The organism is Bradyrhizobium sp. NP1 (genome assembly GCF_030378205.1).
GTDB lineage: Bacteria > Pseudomonadota > Alphaproteobacteria > Rhizobiales > Xanthobacteraceae > Bradyrhizobium.
In genome coordinates, this window is sequence record NZ_CP127385.1 from 3,526,694 (window position 1) to 3,552,116 (window position 25,423).

Annotated in this window: 25 protein-coding genes; 19 read left to right on the forward strand and 6 right to left on the reverse strand. The window is 65.7% G+C overall.

Translation table 11 applies throughout. The features are described 5' to 3' along the window. Positions 1 to 141: 141 nt before the first annotated feature. The 3 genes from dmeF to QOU61_RS16865 all read left to right on the forward strand — a co-directional run bounded on the left by dmeF (position 142) and on the right by QOU61_RS16865 (position 3,210). Complete coding sequence (dmeF, locus tag QOU61_RS16855; RefSeq protein WP_289660614.1) at positions 142 to 1,131, forward strand: CDF family Co(II)/Ni(II) efflux transporter DmeF; 990 nt, start codon at positions 142 to 144, stop codon at positions 1,129 to 1,131. A gap of 252 nt (positions 1,132 to 1,383) precedes the next feature. Further along, complete coding sequence (locus QOU61_RS16860) at positions 1,384 to 2,199, forward strand: N-acyl homoserine lactonase family protein (RefSeq protein WP_289660616.1); 816 nt, start codon at positions 1,384 to 1,386, stop codon at positions 2,197 to 2,199. Positions 2,200 to 2,331: 132 nt separating this feature from the next. Continuing rightward, the gene (locus QOU61_RS16865) at positions 2,332 to 3,210 is read left to right on the forward strand and encodes a DMT family transporter (protein WP_289660619.1); all 879 of its coding nucleotides are present in this window, start codon (positions 2,332 to 2,334) and stop codon (positions 3,208 to 3,210) included. Positions 3,211 to 3,229: 19 nt separating this feature from the next. Here QOU61_RS16865 and QOU61_RS16870 read toward each other — a convergent pair whose 3' ends face one another. Both QOU61_RS16870 and QOU61_RS16875 read right to left on the reverse strand, forming a co-directional pair. Further along, positions 3,230 to 3,421, reverse strand: a complete 192-nt coding sequence (locus QOU61_RS16870; RefSeq protein WP_289660621.1) for a hypothetical protein — start codon at positions 3,419 to 3,421, stop codon at positions 3,230 to 3,232. A gap of 200 nt (positions 3,422 to 3,621) precedes the next feature. Beyond that, entirely contained in the window at positions 3,622 to 4,776 is a 1,155-nt protein-coding gene (locus QOU61_RS16875) for an MFS transporter (RefSeq protein WP_289661562.1), read from the reverse strand. Between the two features lie 277 nt (positions 4,777 to 5,053). Here QOU61_RS16875 and QOU61_RS16880 point away from each other — a divergent pair, with 277 nt between their 5' ends. Next, a complete protein-coding gene (locus QOU61_RS16880) occupies positions 5,054 to 6,313 on the forward strand; it encodes an adenylate/guanylate cyclase domain-containing protein (RefSeq protein WP_289660624.1) in 1,260 nt (419 codons plus the stop codon). Positions 6,314 to 6,334: 21 nt separating this feature from the next. On the opposite strand, the gene QOU61_RS16885 is transcribed toward QOU61_RS16880, so the two are convergent. Next, entirely contained in the window at positions 6,335 to 7,582 is a 1,248-nt protein-coding gene (locus tag QOU61_RS16885; protein WP_289660626.1) for an MFS transporter, read from the reverse strand. Positions 7,583 to 7,756: 174 nt separating this feature from the next. Here QOU61_RS16885 and QOU61_RS16890 point away from each other — a divergent pair, with 174 nt between their 5' ends. Next, complete coding sequence (locus tag QOU61_RS16890; RefSeq protein WP_289660629.1) at positions 7,757 to 9,139, forward strand: Nramp family divalent metal transporter; 1,383 nt, start codon at positions 7,757 to 7,759, stop codon at positions 9,137 to 9,139. 49 nt (positions 9,140 to 9,188) lie between these two features. Beyond that, complete coding sequence (locus QOU61_RS16895) at positions 9,189 to 10,064, forward strand: hypothetical protein (protein ID WP_289660632.1); 876 nt, start codon at positions 9,189 to 9,191, stop codon at positions 10,062 to 10,064. A 135-nt stretch (positions 10,065 to 10,199) separates the two neighbouring features. On the opposite strand, the gene QOU61_RS16900 is transcribed toward QOU61_RS16895, so the two are convergent. The 3 genes from QOU61_RS16900 to hemB all read right to left on the reverse strand — a co-directional run bounded on the left by QOU61_RS16900 (position 10,200) and on the right by hemB (position 12,789). Further along, positions 10,200 to 10,973 carry an arginyltransferase gene (locus QOU61_RS16900; RefSeq protein WP_289660635.1) on the reverse strand — a complete coding sequence of 258 codons (774 nt, stop codon included), beginning with the start codon at positions 10,971 to 10,973 and terminating at the stop codon, positions 10,200 to 10,202. A 79-nt stretch (positions 10,974 to 11,052) separates the two neighbouring features. Then, positions 11,053 to 11,601, reverse strand: coding sequence for an RDD family protein (locus QOU61_RS16905; protein WP_289660638.1), 549 nt, complete (start codon positions 11,599 to 11,601; stop codon positions 11,053 to 11,055). A 123-nt stretch (positions 11,602 to 11,724) separates the two neighbouring features. Continuing rightward, the gene (hemB, locus tag QOU61_RS16910; RefSeq protein ID WP_289660641.1) at positions 11,725 to 12,789 is read right to left on the reverse strand and encodes a porphobilinogen synthase; all 1,065 of its coding nucleotides are present in this window, start codon (positions 12,787 to 12,789) and stop codon (positions 11,725 to 11,727) included. A 143-nt stretch (positions 12,790 to 12,932) separates the two neighbouring features. Here hemB and QOU61_RS16915 point away from each other — a divergent pair, with 143 nt between their 5' ends. From QOU61_RS16915 to QOU61_RS16975, 13 genes are all read left to right on the forward strand, one after another. Next, positions 12,933 to 13,391: a DUF6163 family protein gene (locus tag QOU61_RS16915; protein WP_289660643.1), complete on the forward strand. Its 459-nt coding sequence runs from the start codon at positions 12,933 to 12,935 to the stop codon at positions 13,389 to 13,391. Positions 13,392 to 13,764: 373 nt separating this feature from the next. Continuing rightward, complete coding sequence (gene ldtR / locus QOU61_RS16920; protein ID WP_289660645.1) at positions 13,765 to 14,280, forward strand: transcriptional regulator LdtR; 516 nt, start codon at positions 13,765 to 13,767, stop codon at positions 14,278 to 14,280. Between the two features lie 223 nt (positions 14,281 to 14,503). After that, on the forward strand, positions 14,504 to 14,728 hold the full coding sequence (locus QOU61_RS16925; protein WP_289660648.1) for a hypothetical protein: 225 nt from the start codon (positions 14,504 to 14,506) through the stop codon (positions 14,726 to 14,728). Between the two features lie 19 nt (positions 14,729 to 14,747). Further along, the gene (locus QOU61_RS16930) at positions 14,748 to 14,969 is read left to right on the forward strand and encodes a hypothetical protein (RefSeq protein WP_289660651.1); all 222 of its coding nucleotides are present in this window, start codon (positions 14,748 to 14,750) and stop codon (positions 14,967 to 14,969) included. A 395-nt stretch (positions 14,970 to 15,364) separates the two neighbouring features. Beyond that, a complete protein-coding gene (locus QOU61_RS16935) occupies positions 15,365 to 17,035 on the forward strand; it encodes a methyl-accepting chemotaxis protein (RefSeq protein ID WP_289660654.1) in 1,671 nt (556 codons plus the stop codon). Between the two features lie 251 nt (positions 17,036 to 17,286). Further along, entirely contained in the window at positions 17,287 to 18,612 is a 1,326-nt protein-coding gene (glyA, locus tag QOU61_RS16940) for a serine hydroxymethyltransferase (RefSeq protein ID WP_289660657.1), read from the forward strand. A 22-nt stretch (positions 18,613 to 18,634) separates the two neighbouring features. Continuing rightward, the gene (gene nrdR / locus QOU61_RS16945) at positions 18,635 to 19,117 is read left to right on the forward strand and encodes a transcriptional regulator NrdR (protein WP_289660660.1); all 483 of its coding nucleotides are present in this window, start codon (positions 18,635 to 18,637) and stop codon (positions 19,115 to 19,117) included. Continuing rightward, complete coding sequence (ribD, locus tag QOU61_RS16950; protein WP_289660663.1) at positions 19,114 to 20,268, forward strand: bifunctional diaminohydroxyphosphoribosylaminopyrimidine deaminase/5-amino-6-(5-phosphoribosylamino)uracil reductase RibD; 1,155 nt, start codon at positions 19,114 to 19,116, stop codon at positions 20,266 to 20,268. The genes nrdR and ribD overlap by 4 nt, the downstream gene beginning before the upstream one ends. Then, complete coding sequence (locus QOU61_RS16955; RefSeq protein ID WP_289660666.1) at positions 20,268 to 20,876, forward strand: riboflavin synthase; 609 nt, start codon at positions 20,268 to 20,270, stop codon at positions 20,874 to 20,876. The genes ribD and QOU61_RS16955 overlap by 1 nt, the downstream gene beginning before the upstream one ends. Before the next feature lie 223 nt (positions 20,877 to 21,099). Further along, a complete protein-coding gene (ribH, locus tag QOU61_RS16960; RefSeq protein WP_289660669.1) occupies positions 21,100 to 21,591 on the forward strand; it encodes a 6,7-dimethyl-8-ribityllumazine synthase in 492 nt (163 codons plus the stop codon). 2 nt (positions 21,592 to 21,593) lie between these two features. After that, positions 21,594 to 22,091: a transcription antitermination factor NusB gene (gene nusB / locus QOU61_RS16965; RefSeq protein WP_289660672.1), complete on the forward strand. Its 498-nt coding sequence runs from the start codon at positions 21,594 to 21,596 to the stop codon at positions 22,089 to 22,091. Continuing rightward, complete coding sequence (gene thiL, locus QOU61_RS16970; RefSeq protein WP_289660697.1) at positions 22,084 to 23,079, forward strand: thiamine-phosphate kinase; 996 nt, start codon at positions 22,084 to 22,086, stop codon at positions 23,077 to 23,079. The genes nusB and thiL overlap by 8 nt, the downstream gene beginning before the upstream one ends. Positions 23,080 to 23,289: 210 nt before the next feature. Beyond that, on the forward strand, positions 23,290 to 25,410 hold the full coding sequence (locus QOU61_RS16975) for a sodium-translocating pyrophosphatase (RefSeq protein WP_289660700.1): 2,121 nt from the start codon (positions 23,290 to 23,292) through the stop codon (positions 25,408 to 25,410). Positions 25,411 to 25,423 lie beyond the last annotated feature (13 nt).

Below are 25,423 nucleotides of genomic sequence, written 5' to 3' on the forward strand. Positions count from 1 at the left end.
CCTCGTTTTCCGATCGCCCCGAACGGCCTCGCCGCGGCGCCTGCCGGCCGTCAGCGTCACGGCGAAGTGTGATAGTATTCGCTCTCCGGCGCGCTATACGGTCGGGCGAAACAGGAACCATTGTCGCCAGGAGGCGATCCGATGCACTCCCATTCCATCGACCACTGGACCCACGACCACATCTTCCTGGGCGAGCAGCACGAGCAGAACGAGCGCCGCACCTGGTTCGTCGTCGCCCTGACGCTGGTCATGATGGTCGGCGAGATCACGGCCGGAACGATCTTCGGCTCGATGGCGCTACTCGCCGATGGCTGGCATATGGCGACCCACGCCGCCGCATTGGGCATTGCCGGCATTGCCTACCTGTTCGCGCGCCAGCATGCGCGCAATGCGCGCTTCGCCTTCGGCACCGGCAAGTTCGGCGACCTTGCCGCGTTTTCCAGCGCCATCATCCTCGGCATCATCGCGGTGCAGATCGCCTATGAAAGCGTGCTGCGGCTGTTCTCTCCGGTGCCGATCGTCTATGGCGAAGCGATCGCGGTGGCCTGCCTCGGTCTTTGCGTCAATCTCGCCAGCGCCTGGCTTTTGCGTGACAGCCACGACCACCACCATCACGGTCACGCCCACGACCACGAGGATGATGACCATGACCATGATCACGGCCACGATCATGATCATCATCATGATCATGCGCATCATCACCATCACCGCGACAACAATTTGCGCGCGGCTTACGTCCACGTGATGGCCGATGCCGCCACGTCCGTGTTGGCCATCGCGGCGCTCCTGGTCGCGCGCTACTCGGGATGGGCGTGGGCCGACCCCGCGGTCGGCATCGTCGGCTCGATCGTGATCGCGAGCTGGGCATTCGGCCTGATCCGCGATTCCGGCGCGGTGCTGCTCGACGTCTCCGTCGACCGCAAGCTCGAGGGTATCATCCGCGCGCGACTGGAGACCGCAGGTGACCGGGTCACGGATCTTCACCTCTGGCAGGTCGGTCCCGGCCACCGCGCCGCCGTGATCTCGGTGGTCTCCGACCACCCGCTGGCGCCCGCGAACTACAAGGAGCGCCTCCGCGGCCTGCGCGGCCTCAGTCATGTGACCGTCGAGGTCGAGCTTTGTCCGCACTAGTGGTCCGATTCTAACATTCGCATCTCGTCTCGGCAGGCATTTCTGCGAATGTTAGAGTCTCGCGGCCATTTGGAGAGCGGATGTCAAATCCACTCCACGAGCACGCCTGCTGACAATTGCTGCCAGCACCTGAACAGGCGCGGTGCTGGCAGCGATTTGATCGATGCGGCGCGCGCGCCGTCTGGGCAACATGCATGCCATGAACTAGCCTCTCCCGTGTCGGCGGAGTTCGTGCCGACACGGGAGAGGCGCATGAACAAGGTGGTCGGTCTGGCCGCGCTCGCGGCCGTGCTGTGGTCCGTCAATGGCGCGCAGGCGCAAACGGCCGAACGGCTCTATATCCTCAATTGCGGCGAAGGCGTCGCCGGCGACATCTCGCGCTGGTCGCCCGGCGTCAACGAAGGCAAGTCGATGGACTTCGTCGACAATTGCTACCTCATCAAGCACAAGCAGGACTGGTTCCTGTGGGACACCGGCATTCCCGACGCAGTCGCGGCGATGCCCAATGGCCTGGCGCCGGCCGATCCAAAGGCGGTGACCTGGAAACGGCCGAAGACGCTGGCCGCGCAGCTTGACGCGATCGGTGTCAAGCCTGCCGACATCAAGGCCATGGCCGTCTCGCATACCCATCCCGACCATATCGGCAATGTCGAGATGTTTCCGCAGGCGATGCTCTATGTGCAGAAGGCGGAATATGAGTGGCCCGGCGCCGACAACAAGCCGCGCTTCAACCCCGCCCATCCCGTCACCCAGCTCGAAGGCGACCGCGACGTGTTCGGCGACGGCAGCGTGACCATCCTCGCCACGCCGGGTCATACGCCGGGCCACCAGTCGCTGCTGGTGAAGCTGCCGAACACCGGCGCGCTGGTGCTGTCGGGTGATGCGGTGCACTTCAAGAGCAATTGGGACAATCGCGGCGTGCCGGCGCTCAACGTCAGCAAGGAGCAGACGCTGGCCTCGATGCAGCGTATCGCGGACACGCTGACCAAGGACAAGGCGCAGCTCTGGATCAACCACGACAAGGCGCAGCGCGATGGCTTGAAACTGGCGCCGGAGTTCTACGACTAGATCTCAGGCACGTCTCTGCTCGTCATCGCGAGCGTCAGCGACGCGATCCGGAAGGCTCAGGGAAAATCGGGATTGCCTCGTCGCTTTCGCTCGTCGCAATGACAATCCGTAGCTGGCAGCAGGGGGACGGCGTTGAACGAGTGGATCGGGGTTGCGATCGCGTTGGTCTCGAGCTGCCTTGGCGGCAGTGCGGCGGCGATCACCCGCTATCTGACCGGCAATGCCGATCCGGTTGCGCTCGCGATCCTGCGCTGGGGCATCGGCTTTCTCTGCCTGTTGCCGGTCGCATTTCTGTTGCGGGTACGCTGGCCGCAGCCGCGCGACTGGCCGCCGGTGATGGCGCTCGGCCTGTGCTTCTTCGGCGTGTTCTTCGTGCTCTACAACATCGCGATCAGCTACACGACCGCGGCGCGCGCGAGCCTTGCGCTGGCGACGCTGCCGCTGCACACCATGGTGGTGGCGGCGCTGCTCGGCGTCGAGCGGCTCACGCTGCGAAAGACGGCAGGCGTCTGCATCGCCGTGCTCGGCGTTGCGGCTGCGCTGGCGGCCGGGCTTTCATCGGCGCCAAAGAATGCCTGGCGCGGCGAATTGATCATGATGGCGGCCGTATTCTGCATGGCGTTCTACAATGTCTTGTCGCGCCCGTTCATGCGCCGCTCGAGCGCGCTCGGCTTTCTCACGGTCGGGATGGGCACCGGCGCGGTCGCACTGCTCATCGCGGGCGCTTTCACCGGCAGCTTCGCCGCGATCAAGGACTTTGGCACGCCGCAATGGATCGCCGGGCTTTACCTCGGCATCGGCGGCGGCGCGGCGGCCTTCATCCTCTGGGTGATGGCTCTGGAGCGGGCGACACCGACACGCGTCGCCAACACCATGACGGTCAATCCGATCGCCGCCGGCCTGCTCGCGACGCAACTCGTCGGCGAGCCGATCACGCCGAACCTCGTGATCGGGCTGGTCGCCGTCTTCATCGGGATCTGGATCGCGACGAGTGAAGCCAGGAAGGCCTGAACCGCGAGGCCTGATCCGCTCAGTTCTTAGGCGCGGATATCGGCGGCGGGCCGAGGCCCTCGGCCTTCTTGGGACGCAGCGTGCCCACGTAGAACGACAACAGCCACACCAGGATGAGGCAGATCAGATAGGCCGCATAGGATTGCGGCGGGGTCATCGCCCAGCGCAGCAGGCTTTTGGGCTTCGGGTCAGGCCCGGTTTCGTTCGCCATGGCCTGTTCTGCGCCAAACCACAGGCGAAGGGAAGGGGCCTCGTGGAGCGGATTTGACGTTCGCTACCTTCGTCCGGAGTCCTTGATGCGAACGTCAAATCCAAAGCTCCACGAGCAACGAGAATTGCTCGTGGTCCTTATGATTTTAACATTCGCAAAAGAGCCTGCCGCAACGGAACGCGAATGCTAGAACCGGACCACTAGGGCTCCGCTCGCCGCGCGTTCAGCATGACCAGCGCCGCCAGCGCCGCAAGGCTCAGCGCCGAGGACACGACCAGGATGCGGCTGCCCATCAGCTCGATCAAGAGGCCGAACAGCAGCGGCGCCGCCGCCTGCGCCAGCCGCGCCGGCGCGCCGATCAGCCCGAGCCGATAGGCGTAGTTCTTCGGCCCGAACATCGCGAGCGGCAGCGTGCCGCGGGCGATGGTCAGGACACCGTTGCCGGCGCCGTGGAAGATCGCGAATACGCTCGCCGCCGCACCGCCGGCAAGCGCCAGGATGGCCGCGCCGATCGGATGCATCACGCAGGCCAGGCGGGTCGAGACCAGCGGATGGTAGCGGCTGAGCAGGCTCGCCTCCGCGATGCGGGCCAGAACCTGCGCCGGCCCGATCAGCGCGCCGGCCGCCACCGCCTGCACCGGCGTCGCGCCGGCCGCCTCCAGGATGCGCGGCAGGTGTGCGGCCATCGCGCCCGTCACGGTCCAGGCCGCCGCAAAAGTGAAGGCGAGCAGGATCATGACGCGGTCGATCGGGATGTGCGGCTTCTCCGACGGTTCAGTGGCGACCTTGGCGCCCTTGATCGCCGGCATCATCAGGAGGTTGAGCGGCAGCCCGATCAGAAGATGCGCGAGCGCCCAGGCCAGACAGGTGTCGCGCCAGCCGATGTGCTCCAGTCCGAGCGCGGTCAGCGGCCAGCCGACGGTCGAGGCAAAGCCCGCGATCAGCGTGATGCCGGTGATGGCGCCGCGCGCCGCCTCGCCGTAGGTGCGCCCGAGCGCGCCGAAGGCGGCATCGTAGAGGCCATAACCCATGCCGATGCCGAGCAGGAGCCATGCCGCGAACAGCATCGCCACGGAATGGGCGAAGCCGAGCACCGCCAGCCCCGCAGCCAGCAGAAGGTTGGAGAGCGACAGCACCTGGCGTCCGCCGACCCGGTCGATCTGGCGGCCGACGCGCGGGCCGAGCATGGCCGAGATCACCAGTGCCGCGGAATAGGCGCCGAACACCCAGTTCGAGGACACGCCGAGGTCGCGCGCGATCGGGTCGGCCAGAATGGCCGGCAGGTAGACGCTGGAGGCCCAGGCCAGCGTTTGCGTGGTGCCGAGGGCCAGAATGACCGGGAGTTGCCGCCCCATCTCATCAAGCTTGTTGTTGCGCCGGCGGCCCTGCCATGAGGCATTTGCATCCGTCATGAAACTGTCGTCAAGCTCGCTCGTGGAGCGGATTTGACGTTCGCTCCCATTTGCCGCGCCGCCCGCATGCGAACGTCAAATCCAAAGCTCCACGAGATCAATATTTTGCTGGTGGTCCTTTGGTTCTGACATTCGCAAACGTGGCCCCGAGATGGGAAGCGAATGTCAGAATCGGACCTCCAGCCTTCCGTCTTCGTGCATTGCCCGGCATAATCGACCCATGGAACTCACCCCACGTCTGAACCTGATGAACTGGCTGGTCGGCCAGGGGCTGACCGGCGTTCCCGAGAACGAGCTGCTGCGCGGCTTCTGCGAGCGCTGCTGCGCCGAAGGCCTCGATCTGTCGCGGGGGCTCGTTTTCATCGATACGCTGCATCCGATCTATGAGGGACGCGGCTTCCGCTGGACCGATACCGAAACCAACGAGAGCGACGCGTTCGAGTACGGCTCGACCGCCGAGGGCGATGCCGCGCGAAACTGGCGGCGCTCGACCTTCTTCCACATGCTCGAGCACGGCCATGACGAGATGCAGATCGATCTGGCCGAGTGCGAGAAGCTCGACTTCTCGCAGATCGATGAGCTTGCCTCGAAGGGCCATCGGCATTTCCTCGCCTTCGTGCATCGCTTCGGCGAGACCGGCGCGCTCGGCCAGATGGACTGCTTCTATTCCTACTGGACGACACGGCGCGACAGAGGCTTTACGGAGCCCGAGCTGTCGTCGCTGCGCGACCTGGTGCCGATCCTGGGGCTCGCGATCAAGTCCGCAGCCCAGGTCGACATCGCGCGCACGCTGGGGCGCGTCTATCTCGGGCGCGACGCGGCCGATCGTGTGCTGCGCGGCCGCATCTCGCGCGGCGTGACCGAGCGCATCAATGCCGTCCTGTGGTATTCCGATCTGCGCGGCTCGACGGGGATCAGCGAGAGCATCGGCCCCGGCGAGATCATCCCGTTCCTCAACGACTATGCGCAGGCCTCGATCGAGGCGATCCACGATGCCGGCGGCGACGTGTTGAAGCTGATCGGCGACGGCGTGCTCGCGATGTTCACCGGCGAGGACATGGCGGCGGCCCACCGCGCCGCGCTCAATGCCGAGCATCGCTTCCGCAAGAACATCGCAAAGCTCAACGCCCGCCGCTCGCAGGAGGGCCGCCCGGTCACCACGGCCTATATCGGCCTGCATGTCGGAGAGGTCTATTACGGCAATATCGGCAGCGACGACCGGCTCGATTTCACGGTGGTCGGTCCGGCCGTCAACGAGGTGAGCCGGATCGCCTCGATGTGCCGCTCGATCGACCGCGAATTTCTCGCCTCGACCGAGTTCCGTGCCGGGCTCGACACGACGGGACGCCGTTACATGGTTTCAACCGGCCGCTACGCGCTGCGGGGCATCGGCCGCGCCCAGGAGCTCTACACGCTCGATCCCGACATGGCCTCGAACGAGGCCATGTCGGGAAGCTACGAGCGCTATCTGATGAGCTGATCGACTGCTGCGCGACGGCGCTCACGCCTTCGCGCAGTGGCCTTCGACCACCATGTCCGGCTGGCGCACCAGCGAGACGGCGGGCGACGCCAGGATGACGATGGCCTGCGCGCCGAAGATTGCGACCGCGAGATAGAGGCACATCTCCGCGCCATAGAGCCCGCCGACGATCGCCCCCAGCGCCGAGCCAAGCGGACGGGCGCCATAGCTCATGATGTTGATGGCGGAAACCCGGCCCAGCAATCGCGGCGGCGTCACCGATTGGCGCAGCGTCGTGGTCGAGATCACCCACAGGATCGGCCCGACCCCGAGCAGGAAGAAGCTCAACCCCGCAAGCCATGGCGTCGGCACGACCGTGGTCAGCGCCATCACGACCGCGGCCAAGAAGCCGGCGACGGGGCCAAGGCCGATCACGGTGCCGAAGGCGAGGCGCTGGATCGCGCGGGTCGCCAGCAGTGCGCCCACCACCATGCCCACGCCGTACATCGCCAGCACCACGCCGACGCCGCTTGCGGACAGCGCGAGGTGCCGCACGGCGTAGGGCACGAACACCGCGAGCACGAGGAAGGAGGCGGTGTTGAAGATGAACTGGGTGATGAACACCGGCCGCAGCAGGGCGTGATGAAACACGAAGGCGGCGCCTTCCCGGATCTCCTGCAGCGGATGGCGGCGTGTGGCGGCCGGCCGCGCCGGCTCGTAGATGCCCGACAGCAGCACCACCGCGATCGCCGACAGCGCGGCCGCAACGCCAAAGGCGGGCGCGGCCCCGATCCACCCGACCAGCACGCCGCCGAGCGCCGGCCCCGAGGCGAACGCGACGGTGCGTGCGAGCTCGATCCTGGCATTGGCAGCCGGCAGCATGTCCGGGCTCACCAGGGACGGCACCAGCGCCGGCGCGGCCACGCTGTAGGCCACCGTGCCGCACACCGCGACGAAGCCGAGCAGCGCGAGCAGCGGCATCGTCAGGCCGCCGAGCCAGATCAGCGCCAGCACGGCGGCGAGCGCCGCGGCGCGCAGCGCCTCCGAGCCCGCCATCAGGAAGCGCCGCGAGATGCGGTCGGCAAGCAGGCCGGCGGGGATCGCGAACAGGATGAAGGGCAGGGTCAGCGCTGTCTGCAACAGGCCGGTCTGGCCCTCGCCGACGCCGAGCAGGAGCACGGCGACGATGGGCGCTGCGGCCAGCGCGATCTGCTCGGCGGACTGCGCGGCGAGGTTGGACCACGCCAGGCGGTTGAAGGTCGGGGGCAGGTGGGGCGTGGATTCGCTCATGGGGAACTCCCGTTGCAGTGTTGTTCGCACCGTGGAGCCCTCTCAGGTCCAAACCCACCCGATTTACCCGCCCGATTTCCGAGTTCCTCACTTTCGCGCCAGGTTTTCACTTTCGTGCTAGATGCAGTTGCAAATGAGTTGCAATAAAGAACGAGTTCGGCTTACTTTGATGGTATGGACGCGCGATCACCCGGCTTGGCTTCCGAATCCTCGGCAGAAGTGGCTCCGACCGCGCCGGACGGCTTGGGCTGGCGTGGCGAGCGCGGTGATCCGTCGCTGGCGGGCATGTTCGCCTCGGTGCGCACAGCCAGGGATGGTTCGTTCGGGCGCAAGCTGCTGGCCTTCCTCGGGCCCGGCTATCTGGTCGCGGTCGGCTACATGGACCCCGGCAACTGGGCCACCTCGCTCGCCGGCGGCTCCAAGTTCGGCTACGCGCTGCTGACCATCGCGCTGTTGTCCAACGTGATGGCGATCGTGCTGCAGTCGCTCTGCACCCGGCTCGGCGTCGGCGCCGGGCGCGACCTCGCGCAGGCCTGTCGCGACGCCTTTCCGCGCTGGGTTGCGTTTCCGCTCTGGCTGTCAGCGGAGATCGCGATCACCGCGACCGATCTGGCCGAGGTGATCGGCACCGCGATCGGGCTCAACCTGCTGTTCCACATCCCGCTCGAGATCGGCGTCATCATCACGGCGCTTGATGTTTTCCTGATCCTGGCGCTGCAGGCCTTCGGCTTCCGCTGGATCGAGGCTTTCGTGGTGGCGATGCTGGGCGTGATCGCGGCCTGCTTTGCCGTGCAGATCGCGCTCGCCGATCCCGACTGGGGCGCCGTCATCCGCGGTTTTGCGCCGACCACCGAGATCCTGCGCAACCCCGAGATGCTCTATCTCGCGCTCGGCATCCTCGGCGCGACCGTGATGCCGCATAACCTCTATTTGCATTCGGGCCTGGTGCAGACCCGCGGCTACGGCCCCTCGCTTGCGGAGAGGCGCGAGGCGATCACGCTTGCCAATATCGATTCCGCGATCGCGCTGTGCCTTGCGCTCACCATCAACGCCTCGATCCTGATCCTGGCTGGCGCGACCTTCCACCGGACCGGCAGGACCGACGTCGCCGAGCTCGACCAGGCGCATGCATTTCTGGCGCCGCTGCTCGGCTCGACGCTGGCGCCGACGCTGTTTGCGATCGCGCTGCTGTGTTGCGGGTTGAATTCCACCATCACGGCGACGCTGTCGGGCCAGATCGTGATGGAAGGCTTCCTGAACTGGCGGATCGCGCCGTGGCTGAGGCGGCTGGTGACGCGGCTGATCGCGATCGTGCCTGCCGTGGTGGTAACGATCTGGGCCGGCGAGAAGGCAACCGGGCAACTCCTGATCCTGAGCCAGGTCGTGCTCAGCCTGCAATTGCCGTTCGCCGTGGTGCCGCTCGTGATGTTCACGGCCGACCGCACCAAGATGGGACCGTTCACCGCGCCGCGCTGGCTCACCGTCGCTGCAGCGCTGATCGCGGCCTTGATCATCGCGCTGAACGCGAAGCTGGTGTTCGATCTGATAGTGCGATGAGCGAGGCACGCGCGATTCTTAAGGCCGCGTTTTCAAATTCAATGCTGTTTTGGGCACGGCAAAGAGCAATGCGTTAAGGCTGGAGCTGCGTTGGATTGGATGCCGGCCCTGCGATGTGCGACGAATGCCGCGGCAGATTGATTGCTGCGGCCATCAGATGGACAGAAAACCACTTCTTCTCGTTTCCGCCTGGCTCGTCTTTGCGACGGGCCTGATCGGCCTCGGCTTCTATAACAGGACGGCCTTCCAGTGGACGTTCGACAATAATCTCGCGCGCTATCCGCTGGCCGCTTCGATCGCGGCGCAGGATCCCGACCTGAGAGAGCTCTTTCTTCGCCGCACGGAGGCCGCCTTCAACAAGGGCGGCTGGCGCGCGGCCAATGGAGCACTCAAGGCGAGCCTTGCCGCCGAAGTGGAGATTTATGCCGACGACGCCCATTTGAACGCCGTATTGCGTGCGCGTTTGGCGGTGCTGCTCAAGCTTGCGGCCGATCCGCCGGCCTGCAAGGCCTATGTCCTGGCCGGGGCCGAGGCGAATGAATTCCCGCGGGCACGACAGGAATTTGCCGCGCTCGAGCGGGCCAACCGCGCCGCCATCGAGAACGGCTTCGACCGGAAAATGCGCGGTGAGAACAGGACGTCGCCTAGCGATGCCGAGATTGCCGATATTTATGACTCTCTCGGCAGCGGACCGGTCGACGCGCTCACGCCGGCGGAATTGGCTGCCGAAGCGCGGGATCTCGACAGCGATGCCGAACTGCGTTGCCGCGCCAGGATCAAGCGTGAGAAAAATCTGGCGGCGCTGGATGACCGCGATGCCGCCCGCATCGAGCGCATCTTGCTGACCACTCTCGCAGGGGTTGATATTGCAGGCGCATTGTCGAAGCTCTGCCGCGAGCAGGGAAATGGCCTGGTCTGCTCCTGAAGCGCGATGGCTTTAGGTTGAACCGCATCCCGCTTCAGGTTCTTATTTGAGCATGATCTCCGCGCAAACGCGTTTTGCGTTTGTCGCGACGGAAAACCGGTATCCACTTTTCCGGATCATGCTTTGGCCGCCGCCTCAGTCCTGCGGCTCGGATGCCTCGCCGGAGGCGTCGACCCTGAGCCAGCCTGATGGCGCCAGCCGCTGCTGCGGCAGGAAGCGGCCCTTGTAATCCATCTTCTTGGAGCCCTCGATCCAGTAGCCGAGATAGACGTAGGGCAGGCCCTGCCGGCGGGCGCGGGTGATATGGTCGAGGATCATGAAGGTGCCGAGCGATCGGCTTTCCTCCGACGGCTCGAAGAAGGAATAGACCATCGACAGCCCGTCGCTCAGCACGTCGGTCAGCGCCACGGCCAGAAGGTCGGCGCCGCGGCCGGTGATGCCGCTGTCGGGCGTGCGGCGGCGATACTCGATGATGCGGGTCTCGACGTGGCTGTCTTCCACCATCATCGCGTAGTCGAGCACGGTCATGTCGGCCATGCCGCCATGGCGGTGCCGGCGGTCGAGATAGGCCCGGAAGATGGAATATTGTTCCGAGGTCGGCACGGCGCTGCGCTGCTCGCCGATGATGTCGGCATTGCGCGCCAGCACCTTGCGGAAGTTGCGGGAGGGGCGGAATTCGTTGGCGACCACGCGCACGGAGACGCAGGCGCGGCACTGGTCGCAGGCCGGACGATAGGCGATCGACTGGCTGCGCCGGAAGCCGCCATGGGTCAGGAGGTCGTTGAGGTCGCCGGCCTTGTCGCCAACCAGATGTGTGAACACCTTGCGCTCGTGTCGACCCGGCAGGTAGGGGCAGGGCGAGGGCGCCGTCAGATAGAATTGCGGGGTATCACGCGAATGTTGGGTCAAGGGGTCTCGTCACGCCTCCGAAAGCGCCGTCATGGAGCATCGCGCTACGGAGCTTAACGGTCAATCGGTTTAAATACGTTCAATAAGTCCGCGCGGCCTGCGCCACCTCGGCGCGAACCGAATTGTTGATGATCACGGTTCCGAGCACGACATCGTGTAGCAGCCGGCGGCGCGCATTAAACAGGCCGACCAGCAGCACGAGCGGCGACAGCACGGAAATCGAAATCCAGAACAGCACCGCGTGCATCGCCCCCAGCACGAAATAGCCGGGTGCGCCGTACCAGGTGCGCAATTCCAGGTCCATCACGCGCATGCCGATGGTGGCCGAATGCGGCCCGCCCAGCGAGGCGCCGTAGTAAATCACAGCCCAGATCACAGAGGCCGGAGAGACCAGCCAGAACAGCGCCCAGCCGAGGCCGAGTGTGACCACACCGAACACGGCGATGAAGATCACCGCCAGGATGACGGGAACCGACAGCACCAGCAGGTCGATGAAGAATGCAACCACCCGGCGCGTCAGCGCGCCGCGAAACAGTTCCGGCTGCAACCAGGGATCGAACGCATGCGGCGGCACATTGCCGCTGTTCCAGCCGCCGGTACTGCCGTTACCCGAACCCGTGTAAGACATGACCCGTCCTCCGTGTGGTCCCGTGCAGGACATGGGAACCGCGGGCCCGCTTGCAAGCCCCCGGGAGGATAGGCAGCAGCAACATTCCGGCGATTCCGCGGCCGGGCCGCGTTCGCTCTAACCTCAGGCGTGCGCTTTCAGCTTCGCGGCGACCTCAGCGGCAAAATAGGTCAGGATCCCGTCGGCGCCGGCCCGCTTGAAGGCGACGAGGCTTTCCAGCATCGCTCGTTCGCCGTCGATCCAGCCGTTGCCGGCGGCGGCCGCGATCATCGCGTATTCGCCGGACACCTGGTAGGCGAAGGTCGGCATCGCGAACGTGTCCTTCACGCGGCGGATGATGTCGAGATAGGGCAGGCCCGGCTTGACCATCACCATGTCGGCGCCTTCGGCGATGTCGAGTTCGACCTCGCGCAGCGCCTCATCGGAATTGGCGCTGTCCATCTGGTAGGTGCGCTTGTCGCCGGTTAGCGTCTTGGCCGAGCCGATGGCGTCGCGGAACGGGCCGTAGAAGGCGGAGGCATATTTCGCCGCATAGGCCATGATCTGCACGTCGACAAACCCCTCGTCGTCGAGTGCCTCGCGGATGGCGCCGACGCGGCCGTCCATCATGTCCGAGGGCGCGATGATGTCGCATCCCGCCTCCGCCTGCACCAGCGCCTGCCTGACCAGCACCGCGACGGTCTCGTCGTTGAGGATCCTGCCGTCCTCGATCAAGCCGTCATGGCCGTGGCTCGTGAACGGATCGAGCGCGACGTCGCAGAGCAGGCCGATATCGGGAAACTCCTGCTTGATGGCGCGCACGGCCTGGCACACGAGGTTGTTGGGGTTGAGCGCCTCCGAGCCGCGCTCGTCGCGCAGCGCGGCTTCGGTATAGGGGAACAGCGCGATGCAGGGGATGTCGAGCTTCGCGGCGCGCTCGGCGTCGCGCACCGCCTGGTCGACCGAGAGGCGCTCGACGCCGGGCATCGAGACGACCGGCGTGCGGGCGTTCTGGCCGTCGACCAGGAACAGCGGCCAGATCAGGTCGTCGGTGGTGAGCACGTTCTCCCGCACCAGCCGCCGCGCCCATTCCGCCTTGCGGTTGCGGCGCGGGCGGATCACGAGGTCGAGGGCGGGCGTAGAGGAGAGGGCGGCCTCGCGCCGCGGCGTGTCACGCATCTCGATCGGGCGGCCGAACTTGATCGCCATGAAATTGTCTCCTCGAACGGCAAAAGCGGATTTGGCCCGGATTCTAGCACGCAAGATCCCGTCCCGACCAATTGATTTTACCGCGCCGAGCGGTCATGACTGCGCGATGGAGAGCGATTTTCTTGCCCTTGGCGGACGTTTCGATGTCTGAGCTTCACGGCCGCGATCCGCGCGACGGCGCGATGTCGGTGGAGGCGATTTCGTCCGACCGCGTCGAAAGCGACGACAATGTCTGGACGCGACGGCTCGTGCTGTTTCTGCGCGTGATGGCGGTCGTCTCGATCCTCAAGGGCCTCTATCACTGGGCGCAGGTGACGGGTTTCGTCGGCGGCGAGGAGGAGGCGTTCGAGAACCAGGCGATGGCCTGGCAGGCGGCGACCGTCTATTTCGCCGTCATCGAACTCGTCGCCGCCGTGGGCCTGTGGCTCGCGACGCCCTGGGGCGCGGTGGTGTGGCTGACGACCGTGGTGTCGATGGCGGTGATCGAGCTGATGTTCCCTGGAATCTATGGCGGCAGCCTGCTCGTGGTGGGGTTCGAAGCGATCATGCTCGCGGCCTATCTTGCGCTCGCCTGGATGGCCGCGCGCGAACGCCCGCCATAGGCGTCGCGGGGATCGGGCCGGGCCGGAACCCACGGTCCTGTCCTAAAATTTTCGGCGATTTTGCCGGTAACCTTTGGGCAACCGTGACAGGGACGCCACACCTCTTACGCAGACCTTATCCGCGCCGGCCGACCTGTTTTGGAATGCGACACCGGGTGCAGACGAAGCGTGAACAGGGCGGCGAGACCGTCAATGGAAAGTTGCAGGAAGTCCTTGGCGCGCAGGCTTAATCCGCGATTCACTGTCTTAAATTCATTCTCTCTTTATTGTCTTATTTAAGCGGATGTTCAAACCGCCCCCTTAAGTTGCGGCTATCAGGCGGGACAAAAGTTTCGTCGAATAAGTCGATAAAAACGACAACAGGGGAAGTGTCATGATGAAAGCCGTTGCGACGGCGGTGGAGACCGCTGAGCGTGTACCCGGCCAGTCGCCGGTCCAGTCGCTCTATCTCGAAGCCCTGACGCTGGTGGAACGGCTGCATCGCCGTCTGCTCGACGTCATCAAGGATGAATTCGATCGCCGTGGTCGCGCCGACATCAATTCGGTGCAGGCGCTGCTGCTCTACAACATCGGCGACAAGGAGCTGACCGCGGGCGAGCTGCGCACGCGCGGTTATTATCTCGGCTCCAACGTTTCCTACAACCTGAAGAAGCTCGTCGAGCTCGGCTTCCTCGATCATCAGCGCTCGCGCGTCGATCGTCGTTCGGTGCGCATCCGCCTGACCCCGCAGGGCCAGGAGATCCGCCGCATCGTCGACGCGCTCTACCAGAAGCACGTCAAGACGGTGGAGCAGGTCGGCGGCATCTCGAACGAGGAGTTCGCGACGCTGAACAAGTCGCTGCATCGGCTCGAGCGCTTCTGGACCGACCAGATCCTGTATCGGCTCTGAGGTCTCGTTTTTCATCGCAAAGGCCAAGCCGGCCACATTCCAAGAAGACCGGCAGCCATTCGCGAGAAATGTCGACTTCCCTTCGGCGCATCGGCCGTTTTCGGCCGGTGCGCCGTGCCGTTTTCGGGCTGCGCTTGCGGGGTGTGCCAAAAATACCACCTGCTGCAATGGAACCAGTTTCCACTTTCGGGCTTTTAACCGGATGGATGCTGGAGCGAGGACCATGCTGGTCGAGCGCGGATTGCAGGTGATAAGCGTCGAGGTGGTGGGCGATGCCTACGCCATTGCCTCGAACTATCTGCGCCGTTCCGGTGCCATCCCCGACAACCTTGTCCCCAACGAGCGGCTGCTCGCGATCATCGTCGAGCTGTTTCAGCGCGGCGAGCGCAACAGGATCAGACTCGCCAACAAGGCGATCAGCGAGTTCGAAGCGTTTGCCTTTGTCTAATCCCAATCGAGAGGCCCCCATGGAAGCTGCCATCGACCGCATCATGCAGACCTATGATCTCCTGATGAACCGGTCAGCCGCGGCGAGCGCAGAGGCGCGCGCGAAAGTCACCGACTATGTGAAGACGCTGTTCGATGCCGGCGAGAAGGACACGCACCGGCTCACCGTGTGCGGACTGACCTACCTGCGCGAACTCGACGGCAGCAACGATCCGGTGAAGGCCGGCTATACGGGACTGTAGCGCGGGGCCCGCTGTCGCTGATGCCCTTGGCGTTTCGCGGCACTATCTTTGATCGCGACAAAGCCTTGCGAGCGCGCAGCGGTGCGCGATGGCCGGTGGCTTGCAGCTTGCGGCGCTACTCGCCCGACAACTTTCGATAGATCAGCGCAGCGCGGTCCGCATCTGGCGGGTGCGCCTGCTGTGCTTCGTCGATGAGCGAATCGCGGCGGCTCGAAGTCGCATTTTCGTTTGTCGGGCGCGCTCCGGGGCGCGACAAAAAGTCAGAGCGCGCGTGCCCCCAATCCGCCCCGATGTTTAACACCCCGTTAGGGCCACGCCACATACGGTGCATCGCCCGCACAGGAGTGCGGTTTGCAATCGTGTTCAGCCGAGATGCCGAGGAGTGGCCCTAGAAAATGCGCATCGCAACCATCACGAAAATGTCGCTTGGCGCGACGGTGGTTCTATCCGTTCTCACCGGCATCTGCCTTTGGCGGGAGCAAATCCATATCGACGCGGAGCGCACCGCTCTCACCCGGCAAGCCGAGTTCAAGCAGCTCGGCCTCGATCTCGCCAGCGCCTCCGACTATCTGACCGATGAAGCGCGCCGCTACACCGTCACCGCCCAGAAGAAGCACTTCGACAATTACTGGCGCGAGGTGAAGGAGACCAAGAGCCGCGACAGGGTGGTGGCACGGCTGAACGCGCTGGGCGCGTCCGCCGAGGAGCTCGCCCTGATCGATCAGGCCAAGGCCAGCTCCGACACGCTGATCAAACTCGAGGAAGGCGCCATGAAGGCGGTCGCCGATGGCAATCTCGACCGCGCCCGCGGCTACATGTACGGCAACGACTACGACGCCGGCAAGGCCAAGATCACCGCTCTGCTCACCGCCTTCCAGGAGAAGATGAACCATCGCACCGAGGCGGAAGTCGCCGACGCGCGCGGCGCCGCCGCAACGATGATGACCCTGGTCGACATCATGCTCGCGCTGACAGTCGTCAGCTTCATTTCCATCCTGTATTTCGTGTTCGACCGCCGCACCGTGAAGCCGATCGTGGAGATGCAAGGCGTGGTTTCGCGGCTCGCGGCTGGCGATTACACCACCGAGGTGCCGCATCGCGAGCGTCAGGACGAAATCGGCGACATGGCGCGCGCCGTCGTGGTCTTCAGGGAGAACGGCCTCGCCAACGAGCGGATGCAGGCCGAGCGCGCCGAGGCGCAGACCGAGCGCGAGCGGCGGCAGGAGCGCGTCGATCAGCTCATCCGCACCTTCGACAGCAAGGTCTCCGGCGTGCTCAACCAGCTCGCGGGCGCCGCGACCGAGATGCAGGCGACCGCGCAATCGATGTCGACGATCGCCGAGCAGACCGCGCAGCGCGCACAGATCGTGTCGGCGGCGACCATGGAAGCATCGACCAATGTGCAAACGGTGGCTTCCGCCGGCGAGGAGCTCTCGTCGTCGATCCAGGAGATCGGCCGGCAGGTGGCACAATCCAGCGAGATCACCCGGCGCGCGGTCGCGACCGCCGGCAACACCGACAACCAGGTTCAGGGCCTGGTGAAAGCGGTCGACCGCATCGGGGACGTGGTGCGGCTGATCAACGACATTGCCGGCCAGACCAACCTGCTGGCGCTCAATGCGACGATCGAAGCCGCGCGCGCGGGCGAAGCCGGCAAGGGCTTTGCGGTCGTTGCCTCGGAAGTGAAGAATCTCGCCACCCAGACCGCCAAGGCGACCGAGGAGGTCACTGGCCAGATCCAGGCGATCCAGAGCGCCACGCGGGATTCCGTCGTCTCGATCCAGGAGATCACGACGACGATCCACCAGATCAGCGAGATCGTCGGCAGCATCGGTGCCGCCGTCGAGGAACAGGGGGCGGCAACCCGCGAAATCGCGCTCAACGTGCAGCGTGCCGCCAATGGCACCCAGGAGGTCGCCAAGAACGTCACGGGCGTCAACGAGGCGGCCAACGAGACCGGCGGCGCAGCCTCCCAGGTTCTGACCGCCGCCAGCGCCCTAACCCATGAGGCCGACGGCCTGCGCGGCGACGTCCAGGCCTTCCTCGAGGAAATCCGGGCGGCCTGAGGCCGTCCGTCCGCTCGAATCCGCAAGGCCCGCTCGGTGCGAGCGGGCCTTGCTTTTTGGCGCGGGCCGGAACCCCCGGAGAGGGGTTTAATCCCCCCAATCCCCACCATATCTTGCATAAATATCGGGCTGTGACCGCAATCGCTTGGCCGGGGCAGCCCGATATGGTATTCCGCCTGCGCACCTTTCGACCGTCACCAAGACCGACCGCGCGCCGCCTTAGGGCCTGCGGCGGTGGAGATATTTCGCCGATGAATCCTCCGTCTTCTAGCGCCAATCCCGCCTCCGCCAAGACCGCCTCCGCGCCCGATCAGTTCTTCACCGCGACGCTCGCCGAGGCCGATCCGGAGATCGCTGCCGCGATCAAGGGCGAGCTTGGCCGCCAGCGCCATGAGATCGAGCTGATCGCGTCCGAAAACATCGTCAGCCGTGCGGTCCTGGAAGCGCAGGGCTCGGTGATGACCAACAAGTATGCCGAGGGCTATCCCGGCGCGCGCTACTATGGCGGCTGCGAATGGGTCGACGTCGCCGAGACGCTCGCCATCGAGCGCGCCAAGAAGCTGTTCGGGGCGGGCTTTGCCAACGTGCAACCCAACTCCGGCAGCCAGATGAACCAGGCGGTGTTCCTGGCGCTGCTGCAGCCCGGCGACACCTTCATGGGTCTCGATCTGGCCGCCGGCGGCCATCTCACCCACGGCTCGCCGGTCAACATTTCCGGCAAATGGTTCAAGGCCGCGCACTACACGGTGCGCCGCGAGGACCAGATCATCGACATGGACGCGGTGGCGAAGCAGGCCGAAGAGGCGAGGCCGAAGCTGATCATCGCCGGCGGCAGCGCCTATTCGCGTCCCTGGGACTTCAAGCGTTTCCGCGAAATCGCAGACAGCGTCGGCGCCTATTTCATGGTCGACATGGCGCATTTCGCCGGCCTCGTCGCCGGCGGCGCGCATGCCTCGCCCGTGCCCTACGCCCACGTCACGACCACGACGACGCACAAGTCGCTGCGCGGCCCGCGCGGCGGGTTGATGCTGTGGAACGACGAGACGTTGACGAAAAAATTCAACTCCGCGATCTTCCCGGGACTGCAGGGCGGGCCGCTGATGCATGTGATCGCGGCGAAGGCGGTCGCCTTCGGCGAGGCGCTGCGGCCGGACTTCAAGATCTACGCGAAGAACGTGGTCGAGAACGCCAGGGCGCTGGCGGAAAGCCTGCGCGCCCACGGGCTCGACATCGTCTCCGGCGGCACCGACAACCATTTGATGCTGGTGGACCTGCGGCCCAAGGGGCTGAAGGGCAACGTCTCGGAGAAGGCGCTGGTGCGTGCCGGCATCACCTGTAACAAGAACGGCATTCCGTTCGACCCCGAAAAGCCATTCGTGACCTCGGGCCTGCGCCTGGGCACGCCGGCGGCGACCACCCGCGGCTTCGGCGTCGCCGAGTTCAAGCAGGTAGGCTCCATGATCGCGGAAGTGCTCAACGCCATTGCTCAGTCGCAGGACGGCACCGCACCGCTGGTGGAGAGCGCGATGAAGGAGCGGGTGAGGGCGCTGACCGACCGTTTCCCGATCTATCAGTAGGTTTTGCAACAGGTATTGGTGAATGCGCTGCCCGAGCTGCAACAGCCTCGATACTCAGGTGAAGGACTCCCGTCCGACCGAGGATTCCTCCGTGATCCGTCGGCGGCGGGTGTGCGTCACCTGCAACTTCCGCTTCACCACCTTCGAGCGTGTGCAGCTTCGCGAACTGACCGTCATCAAGCGCAACGGCCGTCGCGTGCCGTTCGATCGCGACAAGCTGGTGCGCTCGGTGCAGATCTCGCTGCGCAAGCGGCCGGTCGAACCGGAGCGGGTCGAGAAGATGGTCTCGGCCATCGTGCGCGAGCTGGAAAGCGCGGGCGAAGCTGAAATCTCCTCCGAGACCATCGGCGAGATCGTGATGGAGCACCTGCGCACGCTCGACGACGTCGCCTATGTGCGATTTGCCTCGGTGTACCGCAATTTCCGCGAGGCCAAGGATTTCGAGACCGTGCTGGGCGAGCTCAGCGGCGAAGACGAAGCGCGGCTCGCAGCGTTGCGCAAATGATCTTCCGGATCCTGGAAGATCAGGTCAGGGAAAAATATCGGGAGTCGCAGGACGCTGACCGGCGTTTCATGCAGCTTGCGCTGACGCTCGGCCGGCGCGGGCTGGGCCGGACCTGGCCCAATCCGGCGGTCGGCGCGGTGCTGGTCAAGGACGGCGTCATCGTCGGCCGCGGCTGGACGCAGGCGGGCGGCCGCCCGCATGCCGAACCCGAAGCGCTGAGGCGCGCAGGGGAGGCAGCATGTGGCGCCACGCTCTACGTCACCCTCGAGCCGTGCTCGCATTTCGGCAGATCGCCGCCTTGCGCCGATGCCATCATCGCAGCCGGCGTGGCGCGCGTGGTCTCGGCGATCGAGGACCCCAATCCGGAGGTCGCCGGCCAGGGCCATGCGCGGCTGCGCGCGGCCGGGATCGCCGTCGATGTCGGGCTTTGCGCGAAGGAAGCGGCCTGCGATCATGCCGGGCACTTCCGCCGTATCCGCGATAAGCGCCCGCATGTCGTTCTCAAGCTCGCGGTCTCCGCCGACGACAAGATCGGTGCCGCCGGCGGCAAGCCGCTTGCGATCACGGGTGAGGCGGCGCGGGCGCGCGTGCATCTCTTGCGGGCTCAATGCGATGCGATCCTGGTCGGGATCGGCACGGTGCTGTCGGATGATCCGCTTCTGACCTGTCGCCTGCCGGGCATGGCGGCGCGTTCCCCGGTGCGGGTCGTGCTGGACCGGAGCCTGCGCATCCCCGCCGGCTCGAAGCTCGTGCATTCCGCGCGCGAGACGCCGCTCTGGCTCGTCGCGTCGGACCTCGCGGTGGCGCCGGCCGCGGCCCGGCTCGAGGCCGCAGGCGCCCATGTGATCCGGGTTCCGGCCGCGGCCGCACCTTCACCGGGGCTGGACCTTGCCGCGGTGCTGCGGGCCCTCTCGGACAAGGGGATCACACGGCTGCTGGTTGAGGGCGGCAGCCGCGTCGCCTCCGCCTTCGTGGCGGCCGATCTCGTTGACGAAGCCTGGCTGTTGCGGTCGCCGGATACGGTCGGTGCCGACGGTGTGGCTGCGCTGGATGCAACGCCGCTATCGGCGATCACGCAGTCGCCTCACCTGAAACTTCGTGCTAGCGAGACGCTCAGCAGGGATACCCTTAACGTTTACGAGCGCGTCTGATGTTCACCGGCATTGTCACCGATATCGGCGAGGTGGTTGGGCTTTCGCCGACCGCGCAGGGCCAGTTGCACCGCTTGCGGATCGCCTGCCGCTACGACCGCGCGACCATCGCCGACGGCGCCTCGATCGCCTGCAACGGCGTCTGTCTCACCGTCGTTGCCTCCGGCACCGAGGGCGACCGCACCTGGTTCGACGTCGATGCGGCGGCCGAAACGCTCGGCATGACCACGGCCAAATACTGGAAGGTCGGAACGAAGCTCAACCTCGAGCGGGCGCTGAAGATCGGCGACGAGCTCGGCGGCCACATCGTCGCCGGCCATGCCGACGGCACCGCGACGGTCATCATCGCCGATGAGCTGCCCGGCATGTTCAAGGTCGGCCTGCGTGTGCCACGCGCGCTGGCGCGGTTCATCGCCCCGAAGAGCTCGGTGACGCTGGACGGCGTATCGCTGACGGTGAACGAGGTCGATGACACCACCTTCACCGTCCTGATCATCCCGCACACGCTTGAGGTCACGATCATTCCCGGCTGGCATGTCGGCCGCGAGGTCAACCTTGAGGTTGACCTGATGGCGCGCTATGCCGCGCGGCTGACCGAAATGAAGTGACGGCGCAGCCGTCATTCCGGGGCGATGCGTCAGCGTCGAACCTGGAATCTCGAGATTCCCCGGTGCGCAATTGCGCACCTGTGGTCTGGTCCTTCGGACCATCCCGGGATGACGAGGTTTGCATTCGCCCTTGGCTTCGCCGGGCGCGCCGACTACAAACGCGAACACGGCATGTTGACAGTCAACATAAGCGTGAATTGTCGACATAAGGAGCAGGCACACCATGGCAGACGCGCGGCGCGCCCCGCTGCAAGACAAAACCGACATTTCCGGCGCGCGGGCGCTGATCGTCGAGGCGCGCTTCTATGACGATATCCAGGATGCGCTGCTGGAGGGCGCGGTCGCCGAGCTCAAGGCCGCCGGCGTCGCCCATGACGTCATCACGGTGCCCGGCGCGCTCGAAATTCCGGCAGCGATCGTGATTGCGCTGGAGGCCGCGGAAAAAAGCGGCAGGCCCTATGACGCGGCCGTGGCGCTCGGCTGCGTCATCCGTGGCGACACCATCCATTTCGAGATCGTGTCGATGGAATCCTCGCGCGGGCTGATGGATCTCTCGGTGGCGCGCAAGCTGCCGCTCGGCAACGGCATCATCACCGTCAACACCGAGGCGCAGGCCTGGGCGAGGGCGCGCGCCAGCGAGCTCAACAAGGGCGGCGATGCGGCACGCGCGGCACTGGCCGTGCTGCGCATCAAGCGACGACTGGCGAAGGCCTGATCATGGCCGAGAACAGGAAAAAGGTGGAGAAGCCGCCGGAGCGCAAGGCCAACCGGCGCGGTGCGGCACGGCTCGCCGCCGTGCAAGCGCTCTATCAGATGGATATCGCGGGCGCCGGCATCAACGACATCTTCGCCGAGTTCGAAAGCCACTGGCTCGGCAACGAGGTCGAGGGCGAGAAATATCTGCCGGCGGAAGCGGCCTTCTTCCGCGACGTCGTCTCGGGCGTGGTGCGCGACCAGGCGCGGCTCGACCCCATCATCGACGAGGCGCTGTCGCGCGGCTGGCCGCTGAAGCGGATCGACGCGATCCTGCGGGCTGTGCTGCGGGCCGGCTCCTATGAGCTCGAGCACCGCAAGGACGTGCCCGGCCGCGTCGTGGTGTCCGAATATGTCGATGTCGCGCACGCCTTCGTGGAAGCGGAAGAGACCGGCATGGTGAATGCGGTGCTCGACCAGATTGGTCGCCAGTTCCGCCCTGACGAGTTCGGTCGTGGCTAGCCCGCGCGCATCCGGGGAAGACTCCCTGATCGCGCGCTATTTCAAGCCGATCGCGACCGATGCGGGCGCGTTCGGCCTGGTCGACGATGCGGCGATCCTGAAATCCGCGGGAGACGATCTCGTGGTGACGACGGACGCGATCGTCGAAGGCGTGCATTTCCTGCCAGACGACCCGCCCGACACCGTCGCGCGCAAGGCGCTGCGGGTGAATCTGTCCGATCTCGCCGCCAAGGGCGCGACGCCTGCGGGCTTCGTGCTGACCTTGGCGCTGCGCAGTGTCGATGATGCCTGGCTCAAGCCGTTTGCCGAGGCGCTCGGCGAGGATGCTGCAACATTCGGCTGTCCGCTGCTCGGCGGCGACACGGTTTCCACGCCGGGCCCCCTGATGATTTCGATCACGGCCTTTGCGCGTGTGGCTCCGGACAAGATGGTTCGGCGCAGCGGGGCAAGGCCCGGCGACCGGCTGGTGGTGACGGGGACGATTGGCGACGCCGCGCTCGGTCTCGATATCCTCAACGGCGGGGCGGTTGCCACGGCGCTCAAAGGCGATCCCGCAGGTGCGCAGATGCTGGTCAGCCGCTACCGGGTCCCGCAGCCGCGCAATGCTCTGGCGCGCGCGTTGCGCGATAACGCCAGCGCCGCCATGGACGTCTCGGACGGGCTTGCCGGCGACCTCGCCAAGCTCTGCGCCGCTTCCGGCGTCTCCGCCGCGATCGATGTGCCGAGCATTCCCCTGTCGGCGACCGCGGCCTCGCTGTTCGCGCGCGGGGCGGTCGGCATGGAACGGCTCATCACCGGTGGTGACGACTACGAGATTCTCTGCGCGGTATCAGAGGATTGTCACGAGGCCTTCGCGCGCGCGGCGAAGCAGGCCGGCATCGCCGTGATCGCCATTGGCACCGTGATATCGGGGGCTGCCGCGCCCCGATTCCTCGACGCGCAGGGCAAGGAACTGCAGCTTGCGCGGCTCTCCTACAGCCATTTCTAGAAAATCGCCGTAAAGGGCGCTTTCCGGCGCAAATACCTGCCGAAATCCCGCCTTTTGGGCCTCCGTGGCGTTGCGCCGCGGGGATGATTTTGGCATGGTCCCGCCCGATTTGGCGGCCGTCCTTTTGGGCAGGGCAGGCCTTGTTTTTATGCGCCTGCCGCACCCAGCGGTGAGGGCGTGGGGACTACACCACTATCTGAGGCAGATTCTATGACAGCATTATGGGTGATCGTGCTCTGCGGGGCGCTTTCCATCGTCTACGCCATCTGGGCGACAAGCTCCGTCCTGAAAGCCGATGCCGGCAATCCGCGCATGCAGGAAATCGCGGCTGCGGTGCGGGAGGGCGCGCAGGCCTATCTGCGCCGCCAGTACACTACGATCGGCATGGTCGGCATCGTCATCTTCGCGCTGCTCGCCTACTTCCTCGGCGTCCTGGTGGCGGTGGGTTTTGCGATCGGCGCGATCCTGTCGGGCGCGGCCGGCTTCATCGGTATGAACGTCTCCGTGCGCGCCAACGTCCGCACCGCGCAGGCGGCGACCACCTCGCTCGCCGGCGGCCTCGAGCTGGCCTTCAAGGCCGGCGCGATCACGGGCCTGCTGGTTGCGGGCCTCGCGCTGCTCGGCGTCACCCTCTATTTCGGCTTCCTGACCTATTCGCTGCACCTGGCGCCTGACAGCCGCACCGTGGTCGACGCGATGGTCGCGCTCGGCTTCGGCGCCTCGCTGATCTCGATCTTCGCCCGTCTCGGCGGCGGCATCTTCACCAAGGGTGCGGACGTCGGCGGCGATCTCGTCGGCAAGGTCGAGGCCGGCATCCCCGAGGACGATCCGCGCAACCCGGCCACCATCGCCGACAACGTCGGCGACAATGTCGGCGACTGCGCCGGCATGGCGGCCGACCTGTTCGAGACCTATGCGGTGACCGCGGTCGCCACCATGGTTCTGGCCGCGATCTTCTTCGCCAAGACGCCGATCCTCGCCAACATGATGACGCTGCCGCTCGCGATCGGCGGCATCTGCATCATCACCTCGATCATCGGCACCTTCTTCGTCAAGCTCGGTGCGAGCCAGTCGATCATGGGTGCGCTGTACAAGGGCCTGATCGCCACCGGCGTCCTCTCGCTGGTCGGCGTTGCCGGCGTGATCTACTGGCTGATCGGCTTCGACAAGCTCGTCGGCGTCGACTTCACCGGCATGGCGCTGTTCGAATGCGGCGTGGTCGGCCTCGTCGTCACCGGGTTGATCATCTGGATCACCGAATACTACACCGGCACGGACTATCGCCCGGTCAAGTCGATCGCGGCCGCGTCCGTCACCGGTCACGGCACCAACGTGATCCAGGGTCTCGCCATCTCGATGGAGGCGACCGCGCTGCCCGCGATCGTCATCATCGCCGGCATCCTGGTCACCTACAGCCTCGCCGGCCTGTTCGGCATCGCGATCGCCACCACCACGATGCTGTCGCTCGCCGGCATGATCGTGGCGCTCGACGCCTTCGGCCCGGTCACCGACAATGCCGGCGGTATCGCGGAGATGGCCGGCCTGCCGAAGGAAGTGCGCAAGTCGACCGACGCGCTCGACGCGGTCGGCAACACCACCAAGGCCGTCACCAAGGGCTACGCGATCGGCTCGGCCGGTCTCGGCGCGCTGGTGCTGTTTGCGGCCTACAACCAAGACCTCAAGTTCTTCATCGCGGATTCCGCGAACCACGCTTATTTCAAGGGCGTCAATCCGGACTTCTCGCTGAACAACCCCTACGTCGTGGTGGGCCTGCTGTTCGGCGGTCTGTTGCCGTACCTGTTCGGTGCGATGGGCATGACGGCGGTCGGTCGCGCGGCCGGCGCGATCGTCGAGGAAGTTCGGCGCCAGTTCCGCGAGAAGCCCGGCATCATGCAGGGCACCGACAAGCCCGATTACGGCAAGGCGGTGGACCTGCTCACCAAGGCGGCGATCAAGGAGATGATCATCCCGTCGCTGCTGCCGGTGCTGTCGCCGATCGTGGTCTACTTCCTGATCTACTTCATTGCGGGCGGCGGCGCGGCCGGCAAGTCGGCGGCGTTCTCCGCGGTCGGCGCCATGCTGCTCGGCGTCATCGTGACCGGCCTGTTCGTCGCGATCTCGATGACCTCGGGCGGCGGCGCCTGGGACAACGCCAAGAAGTACATCGAGGACGGCCATTACGGCGGCAAGGGCTCGGAAGCCCACAAGTCGGCCGTGACCGGCGACACCGTCGGCGATCCCTACAAGGATACGGCCGGTCCGGCCGTCAACCCGATGATCAAGATCACCAACATCGTGGCGCTGCTGCTGCTGGCGATCCTGGCGCACTGAAGCTTCACGAAGC